This is a genomic window from Candidatus Pantoea multigeneris, from assembly GCF_011752615.1.
GTDB classification, from domain to species: Bacteria; Pseudomonadota; Gammaproteobacteria; order Enterobacterales; family Enterobacteriaceae; genus Pantoea; species Pantoea multigeneris.
Window position 1 is genome coordinate 36,315 of record NZ_VWXF01000003.1, and the last position, 17,212, is coordinate 53,526.

18 protein-coding genes are annotated in these 17,212 nt (G+C 53.1%); 13 read left to right on the top strand and 5 right to left on the bottom strand.

Translation table 11 applies throughout. From position 1 onward, the window contains the following. Window positions 1-683 precede the first annotated feature (683 nt). The 4 genes from F3J40_RS08975 (at window position 684) to F3J40_RS08990 (ending at window position 4,106) form a co-directional block, all read left to right on the top strand. Entirely contained in the window at window positions 684-1,739 is a 1,056-nt protein-coding gene (locus F3J40_RS08975; protein ID WP_167013901.1) for an acyltransferase family protein, read from the top strand. 114 nt (window positions 1,740-1,853) lie between these two features. Further along, the gene (locus tag F3J40_RS08980; RefSeq protein WP_167013903.1) at window positions 1,854-2,480 is read left to right on the top strand and encodes a glycoside hydrolase family 19 protein; all 627 of its coding nucleotides are present in this window, start codon (window positions 1,854-1,856) and stop codon (window positions 2,478-2,480) included. 78 nt (window positions 2,481-2,558) lie between these two features. Then, window positions 2,559-3,404 carry a hypothetical protein gene (locus tag F3J40_RS08985; protein ID WP_167013905.1) on the top strand — a complete coding sequence of 282 codons (846 nt, stop codon included), beginning with the start codon at window positions 2,559-2,561 and terminating at the stop codon, window positions 3,402-3,404. Window positions 3,405-3,482: 78 nt separating this feature from the next. After that, window positions 3,483-4,106: a LysE family translocator gene (locus tag F3J40_RS08990; protein WP_167013907.1), complete on the top strand. Its 624-nt coding sequence runs from the start codon at window positions 3,483-3,485 to the stop codon at window positions 4,104-4,106. A gap of 2 nt (window positions 4,107-4,108) precedes the next feature. Here F3J40_RS08990 and cmoB read toward each other — a convergent pair whose 3' ends face one another. Together cmoB and cmoA are read right to left on the bottom strand one after the other, a co-directional pair. Beyond that, window positions 4,109-5,077 (bottom strand): tRNA 5-methoxyuridine(34)/uridine 5-oxyacetic acid(34) synthase CmoB, encoded by a 969-nt coding sequence (gene cmoB, locus F3J40_RS08995; protein WP_167013909.1) that lies wholly within the window; start codon window positions 5,075-5,077, stop codon window positions 4,109-4,111. Beyond that, entirely contained in the window at window positions 5,074-5,802 is a 729-nt protein-coding gene (cmoA, locus tag F3J40_RS09000; RefSeq protein WP_017346527.1) for a carboxy-S-adenosyl-L-methionine synthase CmoA, read from the bottom strand. The genes cmoB and cmoA overlap by 4 nt, the downstream gene beginning before the upstream one ends. A gap of 505 nt (window positions 5,803-6,307) precedes the next feature. Here cmoA and F3J40_RS09005 point away from each other — a divergent pair. Then, entirely contained in the window at window positions 6,308-6,739 is a 432-nt protein-coding gene (locus F3J40_RS09005; RefSeq protein ID WP_167013911.1) for a hypothetical protein, read from the top strand. Between the two features lie 6 nt (window positions 6,740-6,745). Here the strand turns inward: F3J40_RS09005 and F3J40_RS09010 are convergent, their stop codons facing one another. Then, complete coding sequence (locus tag F3J40_RS09010; RefSeq protein ID WP_167013912.1) at window positions 6,746-7,567, bottom strand: DUF72 domain-containing protein; 822 nt, start codon at window positions 7,565-7,567, stop codon at window positions 6,746-6,748. Window positions 7,568-7,788: 221 nt separating this feature from the next. On the opposite strand from F3J40_RS09010, the gene aspS reads away from it, so the two are divergent. The 6 genes from aspS to ruvB all read left to right on the top strand — a co-directional run bounded on the left by aspS (window position 7,789) and on the right by ruvB (window position 13,197). Further along, entirely contained in the window at window positions 7,789-9,567 is a 1,779-nt protein-coding gene (aspS, locus tag F3J40_RS09015) for an aspartate--tRNA ligase (protein WP_167013914.1), read from the top strand. Further along, a complete protein-coding gene (nudB, locus tag F3J40_RS09020; protein ID WP_017346523.1) occupies window positions 9,567-9,998 on the top strand; it encodes a dihydroneopterin triphosphate diphosphatase in 432 nt (143 codons plus the stop codon). The genes aspS and nudB overlap by 1 nt, the downstream gene beginning before the upstream one ends. A gap of 141 nt (window positions 9,999-10,139) precedes the next feature. Then, the gene (locus F3J40_RS09025) at window positions 10,140-10,883 is read left to right on the top strand and encodes a YebC/PmpR family DNA-binding transcriptional regulator (RefSeq protein WP_017346522.1); all 744 of its coding nucleotides are present in this window, start codon (window positions 10,140-10,142) and stop codon (window positions 10,881-10,883) included. 78 nt (window positions 10,884-10,961) lie between these two features. After that, entirely contained in the window at window positions 10,962-11,489 is a 528-nt protein-coding gene (gene ruvC, locus F3J40_RS09030) for a crossover junction endodeoxyribonuclease RuvC (RefSeq protein WP_167013916.1), read from the top strand. A 77-nt stretch (window positions 11,490-11,566) separates the two neighbouring features. Further along, a complete protein-coding gene (ruvA, locus tag F3J40_RS09035; RefSeq protein WP_017346520.1) occupies window positions 11,567-12,181 on the top strand; it encodes a Holliday junction branch migration protein RuvA in 615 nt (204 codons plus the stop codon). 8 nt (window positions 12,182-12,189) lie between these two features. Beyond that, complete coding sequence (gene ruvB, locus F3J40_RS09040) at window positions 12,190-13,197, top strand: Holliday junction branch migration DNA helicase RuvB (protein WP_167013918.1); 1,008 nt, start codon at window positions 12,190-12,192, stop codon at window positions 13,195-13,197. Between the two features lie 7 nt (window positions 13,198-13,204). On the opposite strand, the gene znuB is transcribed toward ruvB, so the two are convergent. Both znuB and znuC read right to left on the bottom strand, forming a co-directional pair. Beyond that, complete coding sequence (gene znuB / locus F3J40_RS09045) at window positions 13,205-13,990, bottom strand: zinc ABC transporter permease subunit ZnuB (protein WP_017346518.1); 786 nt, start codon at window positions 13,988-13,990, stop codon at window positions 13,205-13,207. Further along, window positions 13,987-14,742 carry a zinc ABC transporter ATP-binding protein ZnuC gene (gene znuC / locus F3J40_RS09050; protein ID WP_167013920.1) on the bottom strand — a complete coding sequence of 252 codons (756 nt, stop codon included), beginning with the start codon at window positions 14,740-14,742 and terminating at the stop codon, window positions 13,987-13,989. Before znuC ends, znuB begins: the two co-directional genes overlap by 4 nt. Before the next feature lie 78 nt (window positions 14,743-14,820). Between znuC and znuA the strand changes: the two genes are divergently transcribed. Next, window positions 14,821-15,780, top strand: a complete 960-nt coding sequence (gene znuA / locus F3J40_RS09055) for a zinc ABC transporter substrate-binding protein ZnuA (protein ID WP_167013922.1) — start codon at window positions 14,821-14,823, stop codon at window positions 15,778-15,780. Between the two features lie 14 nt (window positions 15,781-15,794). Next, on the top strand, window positions 15,795-17,132 hold the full coding sequence (gene mepM, locus F3J40_RS09060; RefSeq protein WP_167013924.1) for a murein DD-endopeptidase MepM: 1,338 nt from the start codon (window positions 15,795-15,797) through the stop codon (window positions 17,130-17,132). Window positions 17,133-17,212: the final 80 nt, after the last annotated feature.

Sequence of the window (17,212 nt, forward strand, 5' to 3'; positions counted from 1 at the left end):
CTCGGGAGGCATCCTAACACACTGAAAAGTCCTAATTTTGATCCAGATCAACTTTTGCATCATTGAAAAACAGTGCTTATCAATTGAGTGTTATTTGAGTAATTTTTCATGAGGCTTGTCACAAACACCCGCATTTTTTGGTGAATTTAGTTAATGATGTGTTATCAATGTCCATAGTGATGATTAATTCCCTAACGATATCCTTACAGTGTGTGTGGTGTGTTGCCAGGCAGCCTCAGCGGTGTTGCGGCACTGTGCCTGCGCCTCACAGCGCGGTAATAATGCAATGTCTTAAGATTAATCCAGTGAAATATAGAGAAATATTTGTTGTTAAATAGTAAAGGTAGTATTAGTTTACTGTAAGTATCATCTTGTCGTTATTGGCCCGATTGTTTTAACACCAGTTATGTAACTCATTGCCTGAAACTAAACACTTTCAGTCAGGCAGACTCAATTCACAGGTAGGGTGAGTCGATGATTAGCCATGTCTCTGCTGCGTGCTTTTTCTCTATTAGTTTTATGATAAGACGAAACAAGGCTTTTTCCCCACATTAGGTCAGCCTCCGTGGGGAGCTAAACTACGCCGGTGACCTTGGCAGGTGTAGTTCTATTTTAATAATAAATGTTGGCGGTTTAACCGGCCGACTGATTTTTCCTGCGCGTTACTTATATGGGAGGGTGTTATGACAACGAATTATTCTGCTAAGCACGATAATAGTTTTGATATCATTCGTTTGCTGGCCGCAGTTGCTGTTATTTATAGTCATCACTTTGCTTTGAGTGGGTTTTCTGAGCCGCAAGTTTTAGGGCTGGAGTCGTTTGGTACCACCGCAGTGATTATTTTCTTCTCTATTTCTGGCTATCTTATTGCGCAAAGTTACCAGCGTTCTTCTTCTGATTTCGAATATGCGCGCAAACGTTTTCTCCGGGTGTATCCGGGGCTTGCCGTGTGTCTGGTTTTTACCATCTATATTTGCGGTGGGTTACTCGGCAGCGAGAGCTTCCTTCACTGGGTGACCTCCTGGGATGCGCTTAAAACCTGGCTTCGTGTGATGGGATTGACCGGCATTGGGTTTGTGGGTGTCACGCCTGAAGGGATGAATAACTTCACTAATGGTTATATTTATCCGAATACCATGAATGGCAGTTTGTGGACGCTTTTCTTCGAAGTGTTTGATTATATAGTGCTGGCATTTTGCCTGAAGTGGTTTTCGCGTTATAACGCAGGGTTATGGATATTTCTCGTGGGCTCTGTGGTGTTGCAGTTACTGTGCCTGCACTTTGGTATCACGAAGCTTGCTTTGGTAGCGACCAGTCATTTCTCTATTCCCTTTGCCGTTGGTGCACTGTTTTGCGTTTATCGCGACCGCTGGATCAATAATCCCAAAGTAAAAGTTGTCTTGCTGGTGGTGGCATTGATTGCGCTGTTGCTTTCTGGCCTTGATGTTATTTTGGTGAAAACGCTGTACACGGTTGCGGTTTGCTATTTGACACTGCTTATTGGGATCTCCTTCCGCGATCGTTTGATTAAAGGGCGCTTTGATTTCTCTTACGGTATCTATATTTATGCATTTCCAGTGCAACAGATTGCAATTAATGAGTTAGGTATTGGTTTCTGGTCATCAATGTTGTTATCGCTGCTGGTTACGCTGGTAATGGCTGCACTCTCATGGTTCTTGATTGAAAAACCAATGATTGGCCGGAAAAAGTCGCGTGTTCTGGTTAGAGCAACCGAATAAGCTGTCTTTTTCCTGGCGTATTTATCCGAAAACAAGCATTCCAGTCAGGCAAATGCCGGGTTTTTTTGCCCTCTGTCTAAGCTTAAGAGTGAGAGCTTAACAGAGGGCTTATTTATGACTCAGGATCAGTTCCAGAAGGCGGCAGGCATTAGTGCTGTGCTCGCGGTTCGTTGGTTTAAACCCATCACAGATGCCATGGCAGAGTTTGGCATCGATACCCCAACACGCCAGGCGAATTTCATCGCACAAACAGGCACGGAGTCCGCCGGTTTTAGTCGCCTGGTGGAGAGCTTTAACTATTCAGTGGCAGGTTTGGCCATTTTCGCTAACCGATTGACGTCGCAGCAGCGTCAACAGCTCGGACGCCGCAGTGGTGAAGCGATAGTCCCGATAGCGCGCCAAAGGCAGATTGCTAATCTGGTGTATGGTGGCCGTTATGGAAATACACAACCTGATGACGGCTGGACCTATCGTGGTCGAGGCCTCAAGCAAATTACCTTTCGCGCCAATTACGCCGCCTGTGGCACGGCATTAGCACTGCCGCTCCTGGATCAACCCGATTTGCTGCTGCAGGATGTGAATGCAGCGCGTTCCGCCGGTTGGTTCTGGCAGGCGAACAAACTGAATCCCATCGCCGACAGTGGGAACGTTGAAGCGCTAACGCGGCGTATCAACGGGGGCGAAAATGGGTTGGCCGATCGTATCGCCCGGACGCAACGAGCCAGTCAGGTGCTGGTGTGAATTCAGGCTAAAGATTATTTTTCTCCCCGTCGCACAGAGCGGTTTACACTGATTACATGGCGACTGGGGAGTAAGCGTATGAAACAGGTCATTTTTACCGCAATCGCGGCTTTACTTGTGGTCTGTAGTCCATCACTCCAGGCAAAGCCTGTCTGTATGGCGAAGAGTGCTGCCATCTCTGCCAGTAATAACTGGGTTTTGCTGGGCGGGAATGCAAAGGGCAACGTGCAGCAGGTGGTGGCCGGTGAGTTTGGCAAGGATGTGGATTCACAGAAGCGAGTGCTGGGGCAGTTTGATCGCTGTGGATCGCTGTTGGTGGCGGATATCAGCTATGACAAGAACGAACGCAATGTTGCCTTTAGCATGGAGCAGCACATTTCGCGGGTGCAGGGCGGTTGGGTCGCTGAATATGCCTATCTGGTTAAAGTGATCCGGCAAGGCAAGGAAGAGGTGGTGGATAATCGTCAGGGAACGGTGAGCTGGCATGTGGGGCGACACGGCACCATCACCAGCAGTTCAGACCGTTTTACCAGCATGGGGAAAAATGGCTTTACCGATATTACCTACCACTACGATCCGCAGTTGCGGTTGCAGAACAGTGTGGCGCGCGGCAGCGATGAAGAGAGTAACGGGGTTAATCGCTATCGCTGGAATGCGCAGGGTCAGGTGACGAATGCGGATACCGAGCGCAGTAAAAATCGTTACACCTATGACAGCCAGCGCCGTGAATGGAAACTGGACGCCACTGAACAAACCTCCGTCAGCATGTTGCACTCGGCCGATGAGTGCCAGTTATGGGATGAAGCCGGCAACTGCACCTTGAGTTATCTGCATGAAACCGAGGTCTTTGCTCAAGGCGTTATTGAGCGCCATCTTACTTCGGCTTATCGCTATCAGTACTGGGGCAGTAAAAGCGACAATTAATGAACAACGAACTCGCTGTCAACAGGACTCGGCTGCTAAACCTGGGTACACTGACGGCTGTTCAATAAGGAGATGTAAATGACGACGCTGTGGCTCTCTTTTCTGTTTGCGATCACCATTCTGACGTTAACCCCAGGTTTTGATACCGCTCTGGTGCTGCGCTCTGCGGCTGCTCAGGGATCGCGCCGTGCGGCGGCAACGGCATTAGGTGTCACTACTGGCTGTCTGGCCTGGGGTGTTGCCGTAGGTTTTGGCCTGGGCGCGCTGTTGCTGGCCTCGGAAGTGGCTTATGCCACGCTGAAATGGGTCGGTGCTGCCTATTTGTTGTATCTGGGCTTGCGTTTGTTGCTGAAGAAACCGGAAGCGGTGGCAGAAGTGGCGGTAGAAACGCCGGCCCAGCAAGGGATGTTTGCCTGTTTTAGCCGCGGATTGCTCGGCAACATGCTTAATCCGAAAGTGGGTGTGTTTTACGTGACCTTTTTGCCACAGTTTATTCCGGCTGGTGCCTCAGTGCCCCTGTGGTGTTTTTTGATGGCACTGGCACATATGGCGATTGGCCTGGTGTGGAACGCCGTGTTGATTGGCGGTAGCCATTACTTTTCCGCGCATTTACGTCGGCCAGCCGTCCAGAAAGTGATGGACCGACTGACCGGTGTGGTGTTTATCGGCTTTGCGGCGCGACTGGCACTGTCACGCCACTAATCTTACGGTTTGCGCGCCACGAGCACGGCGCGCAGCGGTGCCGGATAACCTTCTACCGTTTTGCTGCTGTCGTTCGGGTCGAGGAATTCAGCCAGTGATTCGCTGGTCATCCAGGCGGTTCGGCGCTGCTCTTCGGTGGAAGTGACGGCATAATCGGCGATGCGAACGTCTTCAAAACCACATTTTTCCAGCCAGCTTTTGAGTGCTGCCGCCGAAGGGATATAGTAGACGTTGCGCATTTGTGCGTAACGTTCGCCTGGTACCAGTACCTGATTCTCATCACCTTCAATGACCAGCGTTTCCAACACCAGTTCGCCTCCGCTGACCAGCTGATTTTTTAGCTGTAGCAGGTGATCCAACGGTGAACGGCGGTGATATAACACGCCCATTGAGAAGACGGTATCAAAGGCCTGCAAAGTAGGGAGCTGTTCGATCCCTAGCGGCAGGAGGTGAGCACGACGATCGTCGTTCAGCAGTTTACGCACGGCTTCAAACTGGCACAAAAAGAGCTGCATGGGGTCAATGCCGACCACTAAGCGCGCGCCAGCCCCAACCATACGCCACATGTGATAACCGCTGCCACAACCGACGTCCAGAATAGTGCGGCCAGCCAGCGGTGAGATGTGCGGCAGTACGCGTTCCCACTTCCAGTCCGATCGCCATTCCGTGTCGATTTCGGTGCCATACAGTGAGTAAGGCCCTTTGCGCCATGGCATGAGGTTGCGCAGGAGTTTTTCAATGCCTTGTCGCTGGCGATCGCTCAGTTCATCATGTTGTGCGCTGACGCTATCCACCAGGTCGAGATGCTGCGGGGCCAGTTGGGGCAAGTGTTCAACTGACTTTTCCCAGTTGCGGAAGTGCCCATGAAGGTTTTCACGCTGCCAGGTGGCGACCTGCGCTGGTAAGGTTTCTAGCCAACTGGCCAGGGGGCCGGTGGCAATTTGCTGATAGAAGCGGCCAAAATCAATCATTTCAGCGCCACCAGAGAACCAAAGTTGAAGCACTGGAACCACAGTTCAGCATGGGAGAAGCCAGCGGTTTTCAGGCGTGCTTTATGTGCTTCAACGCTGTCCGTCAGCATGACGTTTTCCAGCATGCTGCGCTTCTGGCTGATTTCCAGTTCGCTGTAGCCGTTGGCACGTTTGAAGTCGTGATGCATGTTGAACAGCAGCTCACCGACTTCGGCGTCTTCAAAGCTGAACTTCTCTGACAGCACCAAAGCGCCACCCGGATTCAGTCCGCGCCAGATTTTTTCCAGCAGTTTCAACCGTGCTTCGGGGTCGAGGAATTGCAGGGTGAAGTTGAGTACCACCAGCGAAGCATTTTCGATTTCGACATCGCGAATATCCGCTTCCATGACGTTGACCGGTGTTTCACCCCGGAAGGCATCAAGATGGCGGCGGCAGCGCTCGACCATCGCGGGGGAGTTATCAATGGCGATAATGGTACAACCCGGCACATGGATGTTGCGGCGCACTGAGAGCGTTGCCGCACCGAGTGAGCATCCGAGGTCATAAACCTGGCTGTCTGGTTGAACAAAACGTTCTGCCAACATGCCAATCATCGAGATGATGTTGGAGTAGCCAGGTACGGAGCGCTGAATCATGTCAGGGAAGACTTCAGCCACGCGCTCATCAAAGGTCCAGTCACCCAGTTTGGCAATGGGTGCGGAGAATAGGGTATCGCGGTCAGGCATAGCGAAAAATCCGAAGAATCGACATCAAAGGCGCTATTTTGGCAGAAATGCGCGCGCGCTGCATCTCTTAGCGGTGTGTTGAGAAGCCGCTGTAGATTCAGGTGGCAGGTCAGACAATGGGGGGTATGACTGCAAAGGAACATGCATCCTGCGATCCGCTGGCACATCCATGTGCCAGAGGCATTTGCTGTCATACCCCCCATCATCTTCCCAGAAGCAGCAGTGCGGCTGTTAGCAGCCCCAGCCCTTGGTGAGTTTCAGTGCTTAACTTCCAGGCAGCCTATGTTCAGGCAAAACAACCGTATGGATTTCGGAGGGCAGGGTAATCGGAGCGAGCCACGTCGCAGCCCGATTGCCCTGACAGGCCGAGGTATCTCGATCTATCAGACGATGGTTTAGACGTTGACGTTGACGTTGACGTTGACGTTGACGTTCCAGAGCTGAGCGCGTAAGACTACCGCTCAAGTAAATCAGGAATAAGCTTCATTTCAAGGATGAAAAAATTATGCTCATTAAGGGAAAACTTCAGCGGTTAAACCTGCTGGAACAGTGGCGGCGTGACAGCTACCGAATCTACTTCAATCTGGCGATATTAGCACTCTATATCAGCATCATCCGATGGGTGCTGCCGCTGTGGGCACATGGCAACATTCATGACGGTATTGTGGGGTGCATCTGTGGACTGGCAGCCACGTTTTGGCTCACCTGCATTGCGCGCCTCACGCTACCGGACGACGTCACGCCTGACCAGCTCAACGCTTTACTCACCAAAGCGAAATATCACGCCACCAGTGCCGGTTACTATGATGTGCCTCTTCATAAACGCATGAAATTCAAATCACAGCGTATCTACATTGAAAACCAAACGGGCCAGATTGTGCTCACCGGCCCGCACAACATCCTGAAGAGAATCAGAAACCAACTTGAGGAAGGATAACGCGACCTAAAACAGCGCGGCTTGCTGTGGCCAGTCTGGTCCGCTGCCGATGGTGGCATCCAACTGCTGCAACTGAGGCCACAGCGCCTGCACCAACGGAAACACCTGACCCATATCGGGCGTATGCAAAAACACCATCGGGTCGCTTTCCGGCTGCCACTGACGCAATTTTTCCAGCCAGATAGCAAACAGTGGCACACTCTCCTCTACGCTATCACTGGCGATAAACCGCACCATCGGTTGTGTCGCCGTACGGATAGCGTGAGGGGGCACACGCGGTTTCTTACTTCGCGCTTCAATGGCGGCGGGAGAAGTGGAAAGCGAAGCATGTACCGCACGGCTATCGAGAATCACCCGGTTCACGCCACGCTGATGCAAACCCCGATTCAGCGCCTGCTCGGCTTCACCTTTAGCAAAAAAGGCCGCGTGGCGGACTTCAACACCGTAGTGGAAACACTTAGGCAACGCGTCGAGAAAACGCCACAGGTCCGCCAACTGGGCCGGGGAAAATGACGCAGGTAACTGCAACCAGTATTGGCCGATACGTGCAGAAAGTGGATCAAGCAGACGAAAAAACGCATCAACCTCATCGTCACACTGACGCAGCGCAGCCTGATGGCTAATCGCAGAAGGAAACTTAAAACAAAACCGGAAATCGTCATGGGTCATCGCCTTCCAGCGCTGAACCGTGGCGGCATCTGGCAATGCATACAGCGTAGTATTGCCCTCCACGCACTGAAAATAGCGCGCATAGTCCGCCAGGCTCTCAATGCCCCAGCGCTTCCAGTGTGCATGCTGCCATTGCGGCAGACCAATACGAAGTGTCAAAACAGAATTCCCTCTACCCAAAGCATGATTTTTGCCCGCTAACAGCTTACCAGCAAATGAAAAGCCACGATTCAACCCGACAGAGTTGCATAGTCTGTTCGCTCTACTTATCCTGCCTGCCTTTTTAAATTATACTAAGCGCCATTTTTGCAGCAGCATCACTTCAGGTTACGTGGCCTGGTGTTGCCAGGCAGCAGCGGCGAAGTTAAAAGGATAGCGTTATGCGTACAGAATATTGTGGACAGCTCAATCTGTCACATGTGGGTCAACAGGTAACACTTTGCGGCTGGGTCAACCGTCGTCGCGATCTGGGCAGCCTGATCTTTATCGATATGCGCGACCGTGAAGGTATCGTGCAGGTCTTCTTTGATCCCGACCGTGAGCAGGCTTTCAAGCTGGCTTCAGAGCTGCGCAACGAATTCTGCATCCAGATCACCGGGACCGTGCGTGCTCGCGACGAAAAAAACCGTAACAGCGACATGGCAACCGGCGATGTTGAAGTGTTCGCCCATGAGCTAAACATCATCAACCGCTCTGAGCCCCTGCCGCTGGACTCCAACCAGGTCAACAGCGAAGAAGCACGCCTTAAATATCGCTATCTTGACCTGCGTCGCCCGGAAATGGCTCAGCGCCTGAAAACCCGTGCTCGCATCTCCAGCTTTGTTCGTCGCTTTATGGATGACAACGACTTCCTCGACATCGAAACGCCAATGCTGACCAAAGCCACGCCAGAAGGTGCGCGTGACTACCTGGTACCAAGCCGTGTGCATAAAGGCAAATTCTATGCGTTGCCACAATCACCACAGCTTTTCAAACAGCTGCTGATGATGTCGGGCTTTGATCGCTACTACCAGATCGTGAAATGCTTCCGTGATGAAGACCTGCGCGCTGACCGTCAGCCTGAATTCACCCAAATCGACGTAGAAACCTCCTTCCTCAGCGCTGAACAAGTGCGTGAAATGATGGAACGCATGATCCGTGAACTCTGGCTGGACGTAAAAGGTGTGGATCTCGGCACCTTCCCGCAGATGACCTTCGCCCAAGCGATGCAACGTTACGGTTCTGATAAACCTGACCTGCGTAACCCAATGGAACTGGTCGACGTGGCTGACCTGCTGAAAAACGTCGAATTCCAGGTCTTCGCGGGCCCGGCGAATGATGCCAAAGGCCGCGTTGCTGCGCTGCGTGTACCAGGCGGTGCCAGCCTGACGCGTAAACTGATTGATGAATACGGCAAATTCGTTGAGATCTATGGGGCTAAAGGTTTGGCCTGGATGAAGGTCAACGAACGTGCCAACGGCCTTGAAGGTGTGCAGAGCCCGGTTGCAAAATTCCTGACCGCTGACATCGTTGAAGGCATCCTCAGCCGTACCGGCGCACAAGATGGCGACCTGATCTTCTTCGGCGCGGATCGCGCTAAAGTGGTAGCGGATGCGCTGGGTGCACTGCGCCTGAAAGTGGGACGTGACCTGCAAATTACCGATGAGAAAGCTTGGGCGCCGCTGTGGGTAGTGGATTTCCCAATGTTCGAAGCGGATGATGAAGGCGGCCTGGCGGCTATGCACCACCCGTTCACCTCGCCGAAAGACCTCTCGGCAGAAGAGCTGAAAGTGGATCCAACCCAGGCTGTGGCGAATGCTTACGACATGGTCATCAATGGCTATGAAGTGGGTGGCGGTTCAGTCCGTATCCACAATGGTAAAATGCAGCAGACCGTGTTCAGCATTCTGGGTATTGAAGAACAGGAACAGCAAGAGAAGTTTGGCTTCCTGTTAGATGCCCTGAAATACGGCACGCCTCCGCACGCGGGCCTGGCATTTGGTCTTGATCGCCTGACCATGCTGCTGACCGGCACCGACAACATCCGTGATGTTATCGCGTTCCCGAAAACCACCGCGGCCGCCTGCCTGATGACCGAAGCACCAAGCTATGCCAATCCGGCAGCGCTGGGTGACCTGGGCATTCAGGTCGTCAAAAAAGACAAGCCTGAGAATAACTAATGGGCTATAAACACCCGGTATCGGTACTGATCGTGATTACTGCGCAGGATACCGGCCGGGTGCTGATGCTGCAGCGGCGCGATGATGCGGAATTCTGGCAATCGGTCACCGGTAGCCTGGAACCGGGTGAACAACCCGCTGAAGCCGCATGGCGGGAAGTACTAGAAGAGACGGGCATTGATGCCAGAGCCGAGCAACTGGCGCTGGAAGATTGCCACAAACAAATTGAGTTTGAGATCTTCGCCCACTACCGCCATCGCTACGCGCCGGATGTCACCCACAATCGCGAACACTGGTTTCGTTTAACCTTACCGGTCGAGCGTGACGTCACTATCAGTGAACACCTGGCGGCGCGTTGGCTCAGCGCAGCGGAAGCGGCAGCATTAACCAAGTCCTGGAGTAACCGCCAGGCAATTGAAGAGTTTGTCTGAATGGCGGTCTGACCGCCAACTGAACGTTTTGTTTATCGGGTGCAGGCTCCTGTACTGCACCTCTGCATTGAACCATCGGGTGGAACCGCCTCAGCAATAACCGGGCACAGTACCCCGTGCAATAGACAAGAGAGAAGAGAAATGGCTGGACATAGTAAATGGGCAAACACCAAACACCGTAAAGCGGCGCAGGATGCCAAGCGTGGTAAGATCTTCACCAAGATCATCCGTGAGCTGGTCACCGCAGCAAAACTGGGCGGCGGCGATGCGAACTCTAACCCGCGTCTGCGTGCTGCAATGGATAAAGCGCTGTCAAACAACATGACGCGTGACACCATGAACCGTGCGATTGCCCGTGGTGTGGGCGGTGAAGATGATTCCAATATGGAAACCATCATTTATGAAGGTTACGGTCCTGGCGGCTCAGCGGTCATGATTGAGTGCCTGAGTGACAACCGTAACCGTACCGTAGGTGAAGTGCGTCATGCATTCACCAAAACCGGTGGCAACCTCGGTACTGACGGCTCGGTATCTTACCTGTTCAGCAAAAAAGGGGTGATCTCCTTTGCGCCAGGTCTGGATGAAGATGCGGTGATGGACGCAGCGCTGGAAGCCGGTGCAGAAGACGTTGTCGCTTATGACGACGGCGCAATTGATGTGTTCACTGCCTGGGAAGAGCTGGGCAAGGTGCGTGATGCACTGGAAGCGGGTGGTCTGAAAGCAGACACCGCCGAAGTCTCAATGATCCCATCGACCAAAGCCGATCTGGATGCGGAAACCGCACCAAAACTGCTGCGTCTGATCGATATGCTGGAAGACTGCGATGACGTGCAGGAAGTTTACCATAACGGTGAAATTTCTGACGAGGTGGCGGCAACTCTGTAATGCCTTGCGCATCACTGAGTGCAGTGCACGCAGCGGCCATTCTCGTGCCGCTGCGTTATCGCTTAACGGGGAGTTGATATGGCGATCATTCTAGGCATTGACCCCGGCTCCCGCGTCACGGGGTATGGCGTAATCCGCCAGACCGGACGCCAACTCACTTATCTTGGTAGTGGGTGTATTCGCACCAACGTGACCGATCTTCCCTCCCGCCTGAAACTGATTTATGCCGGTGTCACCGAAATCATCACCCAGTTTTCGCCAGACTATTTTGCCATTGAGCAGGTATTTATGGCGAAAAATGCGGACTCCGCGCTGAAGCTGGGGCAGGCACGCGGTGCGGCGATCGTGGCGGCGGTCAATTTGGATCTGCCGGTGTTTGAATACGCGGCACGTCAGGTCAAGCAAACCGTCACCGGAACCGGTGGCGCAGAGAAAAGCCAGGTGCAGCATATGGTTCGCTCGCTGCTCAAATTACCGGCTAATCCGCAGGCGGATGCGGCGGATGCCCTGGCTATCGCGATTACGCACTGCCATGTCAGCCAGAATGCTGCGCGCTTGAGTGACAGCAAACTGACGTTAACCCGTGGCAGGCTACGTTCGGTCTAACCGGTGAGGCTGGATATTCATCCAGCCTTTTTTATGTTATAAACAGCGCATTATGCATTGAGAAAGGACAGAAACAGGTGATAGGGCGTTTACGCGGTACAATTCTGGAAAAGCAGCCACCGCTGGTGCTGATAGAAGTGAATGGCGTTGGCTACGAAGTACATATGCCGATGACCTGTTTTTACGAACTGCCTGAAATCCATCAGGAAGCCGTGATTTTTACCCAGTTTGTGGTGCGTGAAGATGCGCAACTGCTGTTTGGCTTCAATAATAAGCAGGAGCGGGCACTGTTCCGCGAGCTGGTGAAAGTCAACGGCGTTGGGCCAAAGCTGGCGCTGGCAATCCTTTCCGGCATGTCTGCACAGCAGTTTGTTACTGCGGTGGAGAAAGAAGAGATCGCGGTGCTGATCAAACTGCCTGGTGTCGGTAAGAAAACCGCTGAACGTCTGGTCGTTGAGATGAAAGACCGCTTTAAAGGCATGCACGGCGATCTGTTCGGTGGCGATTCTACCTTCACCCTCACCACGCCGGGGCCAGAACCTGAAGGCAATGATGCCGAAGCAGAAGCCGTTGCGGCACTGGTTGCGCTGGGGTATAAACCGCAGGAAGCCAGTCGTATGGTAAGCAAAATCGGTAAGCCAGATGCTGATTGTGAAACCCTGATCCGCGAAGCGCTCCGCGCTGCCATTTGAGGTAAGTCATGATAGAAGCCGATCGCCTTGTTTCCGCTGCACCTTCTTTTAACGAAGAAGAGAGCCTTGACCGCGCCATTCGCCCAAAACGGCTGACGGAGTATGTCGGCCAACCGCAGGTCTGCGAGCAGATGGAAATCTTCATCAAGGCGGCGAAACTGCGTGGCGATGCGCTCGACCACTTACTGATCTTCGGCCCGCCGGGATTAGGGAAAACGACTCTGGCCAACATCGTCGCCAATGAAATGGGGGTGAATTTACGCACCACCTCTGGCCCGGTGCTGGAAAAAGCGGGCGATCTGGCGGCGATGCTGACTAACCTCGAACCTCATGATGTGCTGTTCATTGATGAGATCCATCGTCTTTCTCCGGTGGTAGAAGAAGTGCTCTACCCGGCGATGGAAGATTACCAGTTGGATATCATGATTGGTGAAGGCCCAGCGGCACGCTCCATCAAACTCGATTTGCCACCGTTTACCCTGATTGGTGCCACCACCCGAGCCGGTTCTTTAACCTCTCCCCTGCGTGACCGTTTTGGTATTGTGCAGCGTCTTGAGTTTTATCAGGTCAAAGACCTCCAGCATATTGTGAGTCGCAGCGCCAGTTGCCTCGGCCTCGAGTTAAGCGATGAAGGCGCGCTGGAAGTGGCGCGACGTTCTCGCGGTACACCACGTATCGCCAATCGACTGTTACGCCGCGTGCGGGATTACGCAGAAGTGAAAGCGGATGGCGAAATGAGCGGGGAAGTGGCGACCAGTGCGCTGAACTTGCTGAATGTTGACAGCGAAGGTTTTGATTACATGGACCGCAAGCTGCTGTTAGCTATCATCGATAAATTTACCGGTGGTCCTGTGGGCCTGGATAACCTGGCAGCAGCCATTGGTGAAGAGCGGGAAACCATCGAAGATGTGATTGAACCCTTCCTGATCCAGCAAGGGTTCATTCAGCGCACACCGCGTGGCCGAATGGCCACACAGCATGCTTACCGTCATTTCGGGATTACACGCGAGAGTTAAGCGCGAATCACGAAGCGGGTTTACGTAACTGGCTGAGCACGAACAACAGTGCGGCAGCCAGTACCACGGAAGGGCCGGCTGGTGTGTCATATAACGCAGAGAGCGTTAAGCCACCGCTCACGGCAAGGATGCCGACAATCACCGCGAAGCCTGCCATTTGCTCTGGAGAACGTGAAAAACGGCGAGCGGTAGCCGCAGGAATAATCAGCAACGAGGTGATGATCAGCGCACCGACAAACTTCATTGCCACGCCAATTGTCAACGCCGTAACCAGCATCAGCATCAGGCGAGTACGCTGCACGTTAACCCCATCCACCTGCGCCAACTCCGGGCTGAGGGTCATCGAGAGCAGCGAACGCCACTGCCACAGCATCACCAGCAGCACAGCCAAAACGCCGCCCGCCATCAGCCACAGATCTTGCGGGGTCACTGCCAGCAGGTCGCCAAACAGATACGCCATCAGATCGACGCGCACACCGGACATCAGGCTCACGACCACCAGCCCAAGAGAAAGCGCGCTGTGCGCCATAATCCCCAGCAGGGTATCAATCGCCAGATTCGGTTTACGCTCCAGCCACACCAGGCCCAGTGCGATAAACACCGTCACCAGAATCACGGCATAGTAAGGATTAACATTAAGCAACAGGCCAAAAGCTACGCCAAGCAGTGAAGCATGGGCGAGGGTATCGCCGAAATAGGACATACGACGCCAGACCACGAACGAGCCTAACGGGCCTGCGGCCAGTGCCAGCATCACGCCGCCCAACCAGCCCGGTAACAGTAATTCAATCATGACGGCCCCTGTCCACGGCGTAGCACAATACGTCCCTGTAAATCGTGACGATGATTATGATGATGGCGATAGATCGCCAGTTGTTCGGCACCACGCTGGCCAAACATCGCGGTAAATTCTGGATGCTGGGCGACCACTTCAGGCGTCCCGGAACAACAGATATGGTGATTGAGGCACAGAACTTCGTCAGTTTTTGCCATCACTAAATGCAGGTCGTGGGACACCATCAGCACCGCGCAATTCAGTTCAACGCGCAGCTGATTGATGAGGTCATACAGGGCGACCTGGCCATTCACATCCACACCCTGCGTGGGTTCATCTAACACCAGCAGTTGCGGCTGATTCAGCAAGGCTCGAGCCAGTAACACGCGCTGGGTTTCACCGCCCGAGAGCTTCTGTAACGGGTAATTAAGCAGATGCCCGGCCTGGACTCGTTTCAAAGCAGGCAGTACCGCCGCTTTTTTCACGCCCCGTGATAAACGCATAAAACGTTCAACCGTAATCGGCAGGGTAGGATCGATGTGCAGTTTCTGTGGCACATAGCCGATGCGCAAACCGGGTTCGCGTTGAATGGTGCCGCTGCTGGCGTTGAGCAGCCCTAACACCAGGCGCACCAGCGTTGATTTGCCTGCGCCATTTGGACCAAGCAGCGTGAGTATGCGGCCCGGAGAAAGGTCAAGGCTAATGCCCGACAGCACCTGGCGCTGATCGAACTTTACCGAAACATCTCTGAGTGTAACTAAAGGTGACATGATTATTTACAGGTTGCGTAAAAAATATAATGTTATAATATCACATCCCCGCCTGCCGACACGATGGAATGACGCATTATGTTACATATTAAATCGCGCTTTATCTGCACCTTTTCTGCTGTAGCGCTAGCTGCTGCATTTGCTCTGCCTGCACGGGCGGATGTTGTGGCTTCAATCAAACCGGTAGGCTTTATTGCCGCAGCCATTGCTGATGGTGTTACGCCCGTGGATGTTTTGCTGCCTGATGGCGCTTCAGAGCACGATTATGCTCTGCGTCCGTCTGACATAAAACGTATTAAAAACGCAGACTTAGTGGTGTGGGTTGGACCAGAAATGGAAGCCTTTATGACGCAATCCGCGGCATCTCTACCGGCGCAAAAAAACCTCGAAATGGCAGCCCTTCCCGGCGTAAAATCTCTGCTGGTCAGAGGAGATGAAGATGACGATCATGATGAAGATAGCCATGCGGCAGGTGGCGATGATCATCAGGATAAGTCTCATGCTCACCATCATCATGGTGAGTTTAATATGCATCTCTGGATGTCCCCGGAGATAGCCCGTCAAACGGCGGTTGCAATCCATGGGAAATTATTGGAACTTATGCCGCAAAGCAGAGCCAAACTTGACGCCAACTTGCAACACTTTGAGGCGGATCTGGCGGATACTGACCAGAAAATTGGTGCGCAACTCGCACCGGTGAAGAGTAAAGGATATCTCGTTTTTCACGACGCTTACACGTATTTTGAAAAGCATTACGGTCTCTCCCCAACCGGGCATTTTACCGTGAATCCTGAGATCCAACCGGGCGCGCAGCGCTTACATGAAATACGAACACAGTTGGTTGAGCAAAAGGCGGTGTGCGTCTTTGCTGAGCCACAATTCAGGCCAGCAGTCATCGATGCTGTCGCGCGAGGTACTTCCGTACGCAAAGGGACTCTTGATCCCCTCGGCACAGCGATCAGCTTAAATAAAGACAGCTATGTGCAATTCCTTTCACAACTGTCGAGCCAGTATGTCAGCTGCCTGAATGGAGCATAAAGGAAATAGTTAACGTGCAGCAGATAGCCCGCTCTGTCGCCCTCGCATTTAATAATTTGCCGCGTCCCCACCGCGTAATCCTGGGTTCATTAACTGTTGTTACATTGGCCGTCGCTGTCTGGCGGCCATTTGTCTATCATCCGGCGGAGATGTCGCCGGTGATAAGACAAATCGCGTTAGATAAAAACGATCTGCAAGCCCTGTTGCCTGAGGCGAGCGAACCGGTTGATCAGAATGCGGATGAACCGGACGACGACGCCGTTCCCACCGATGAAATCGATAAAGATGTGGCCGATAGCCCAGATGCGCACGAATACACCGTCGCCACGGGGGATACCCTCAGCAGCGCGCTGAATCAGTACGGTATCGATATTGGCGATATCAACGCCCTGGTCAACAGTGACAAAGCGCTGGGGACGTTACAGGTAGGCCAGCAGCTTAACTGGTCGCTCACCGATGACGGTAGCCTGCAATCCCTGACGTGGGAGATCTCCCGCCGCGAAACCCGCACCTACACCCGCAATGACAATGGTTCATTCACCATGCAGCAGACGCTGCAAAAAGGTGAATGGCGCAATAGCGTGATGCAGGGTGTGGTACAGGGCAGTTTTGCCAGCAGTGCGCGTAGCGCGGGATTAACCAGCACTGAAATCAGTAACGTCATTAAAGCCCTGCAGTGGCAGATGGATTTCCGTAAACTGCGCGTAGGTGACAGCTTCAGCGTCCTGATGTCACGCGAGATGCTGGACGGTAAAAGCGCACAGAGTGAACTGCTTGGGGTTCATTTACGCAGCGCCGGTAAAGATTACTATGCGTTCCGTGCCGAAGACGGCAAATATTACGACCGTAGCGGTGCGGGTCTGGCGCAAGGCTTTATGCGCTTCCCGACGGTGCGTCAATACCGTGTCTCCTCGAACTTTAATCCACGCCGTCTGAATCCGGTAACGGGCAGAATTGCGCCGCACCGGGGGGTGGATTTCGCAGTGCCGATTGGCACACCGGTGTTAGCGGTGGGTGACGGAGAAGTGCTGATGGCGAAGAATGGCGGTGCAGCCGGAAATTACGTTGCGTTGCGTCATGGCCGTCAGTACATGACGCGCTACATGCATCTCAGCAAAGTGCTGGTGAAGCCAGGACAGAAAGTGAAACGTGGCGATCGTATCGGGCTTTCGGGGAATACCGGTCGTTCTACGGGTCCACACCTGCACTTCGAAGTGTGGATCAATAACCAGGCAGTCAACCCATTAACGGCTAAATTGCCGCGTATGGAAGGTCTGACGGGTAAAGATCGCAGCACTTACCTGACTCAGGTGAAAAGCTGGTTGCCACAGCTGGGTCTGAAAGCCGACTGATAACTGCGCAATTTTGATTAAACCGGGGGTATTTACCGCCGGTTTTTGCGTTTCGTCGGTTATGGATTGCAAATTCATCA

Bases quoted from the DNA above. Each gene is read 5' to 3' on its own strand.
- aspS (WP_167013914.1), top strand. From the start codon at position 7,789: ATGCGTACAGAATATTGTGGACAGCTCAATCTGTCACATGTGGGTCAA.
- znuC (WP_167013920.1), bottom strand. From the start codon at position 14,742: ATGTCACCTTTAGTTACACTCAGAGATGTTTCGGTAAAGTTCGATCAG.
- F3J40_RS08975 (WP_167013901.1), top strand. From the start codon at position 684: ATGACAACGAATTATTCTGCTAAGCACGATAATAGTTTTGATATCATT.
- ruvB (WP_167013918.1), top strand. From the start codon at position 12,190: ATGATAGAAGCCGATCGCCTTGTTTCCGCTGCACCTTCTTTTAACGAA.
- F3J40_RS09005 (WP_167013911.1), top strand. From the start codon at position 6,308: ATGCTCATTAAGGGAAAACTTCAGCGGTTAAACCTGCTGGAACAGTGG.
- F3J40_RS08990 (WP_167013907.1), top strand. From the start codon at position 3,483: ATGACGACGCTGTGGCTCTCTTTTCTGTTTGCGATCACCATTCTGACG.
- nudB (WP_017346523.1), top strand. From the start codon at position 9,567: ATGGGCTATAAACACCCGGTATCGGTACTGATCGTGATTACTGCGCAG.
- F3J40_RS08980 (WP_167013903.1), top strand. From the start codon at position 1,854: ATGACTCAGGATCAGTTCCAGAAGGCGGCAGGCATTAGTGCTGTGCTC.
- F3J40_RS09025 (WP_017346522.1), top strand. From the start codon at position 10,140: ATGGCTGGACATAGTAAATGGGCAAACACCAAACACCGTAAAGCGGCG.
- F3J40_RS08985 (WP_167013905.1), top strand. From the start codon at position 2,559: ATGAAACAGGTCATTTTTACCGCAATCGCGGCTTTACTTGTGGTCTGT.
- znuB (WP_017346518.1), bottom strand. From the start codon at position 13,990: ATGATTGAATTACTGTTACCGGGCTGGTTGGGCGGCGTGATGCTGGCA.
- ruvC (WP_167013916.1), top strand. From the start codon at position 10,962: ATGGCGATCATTCTAGGCATTGACCCCGGCTCCCGCGTCACGGGGTAT.
- znuA (WP_167013922.1), top strand. From the start codon at position 14,821: ATGTTACATATTAAATCGCGCTTTATCTGCACCTTTTCTGCTGTAGCG.
- cmoB (WP_167013909.1), bottom strand. From the start codon at position 5,077: ATGATTGATTTTGGCCGCTTCTATCAGCAAATTGCCACCGGCCCCCTG.
- cmoA (WP_017346527.1), bottom strand. From the start codon at position 5,802: ATGCCTGACCGCGATACCCTATTCTCCGCACCCATTGCCAAACTGGGT.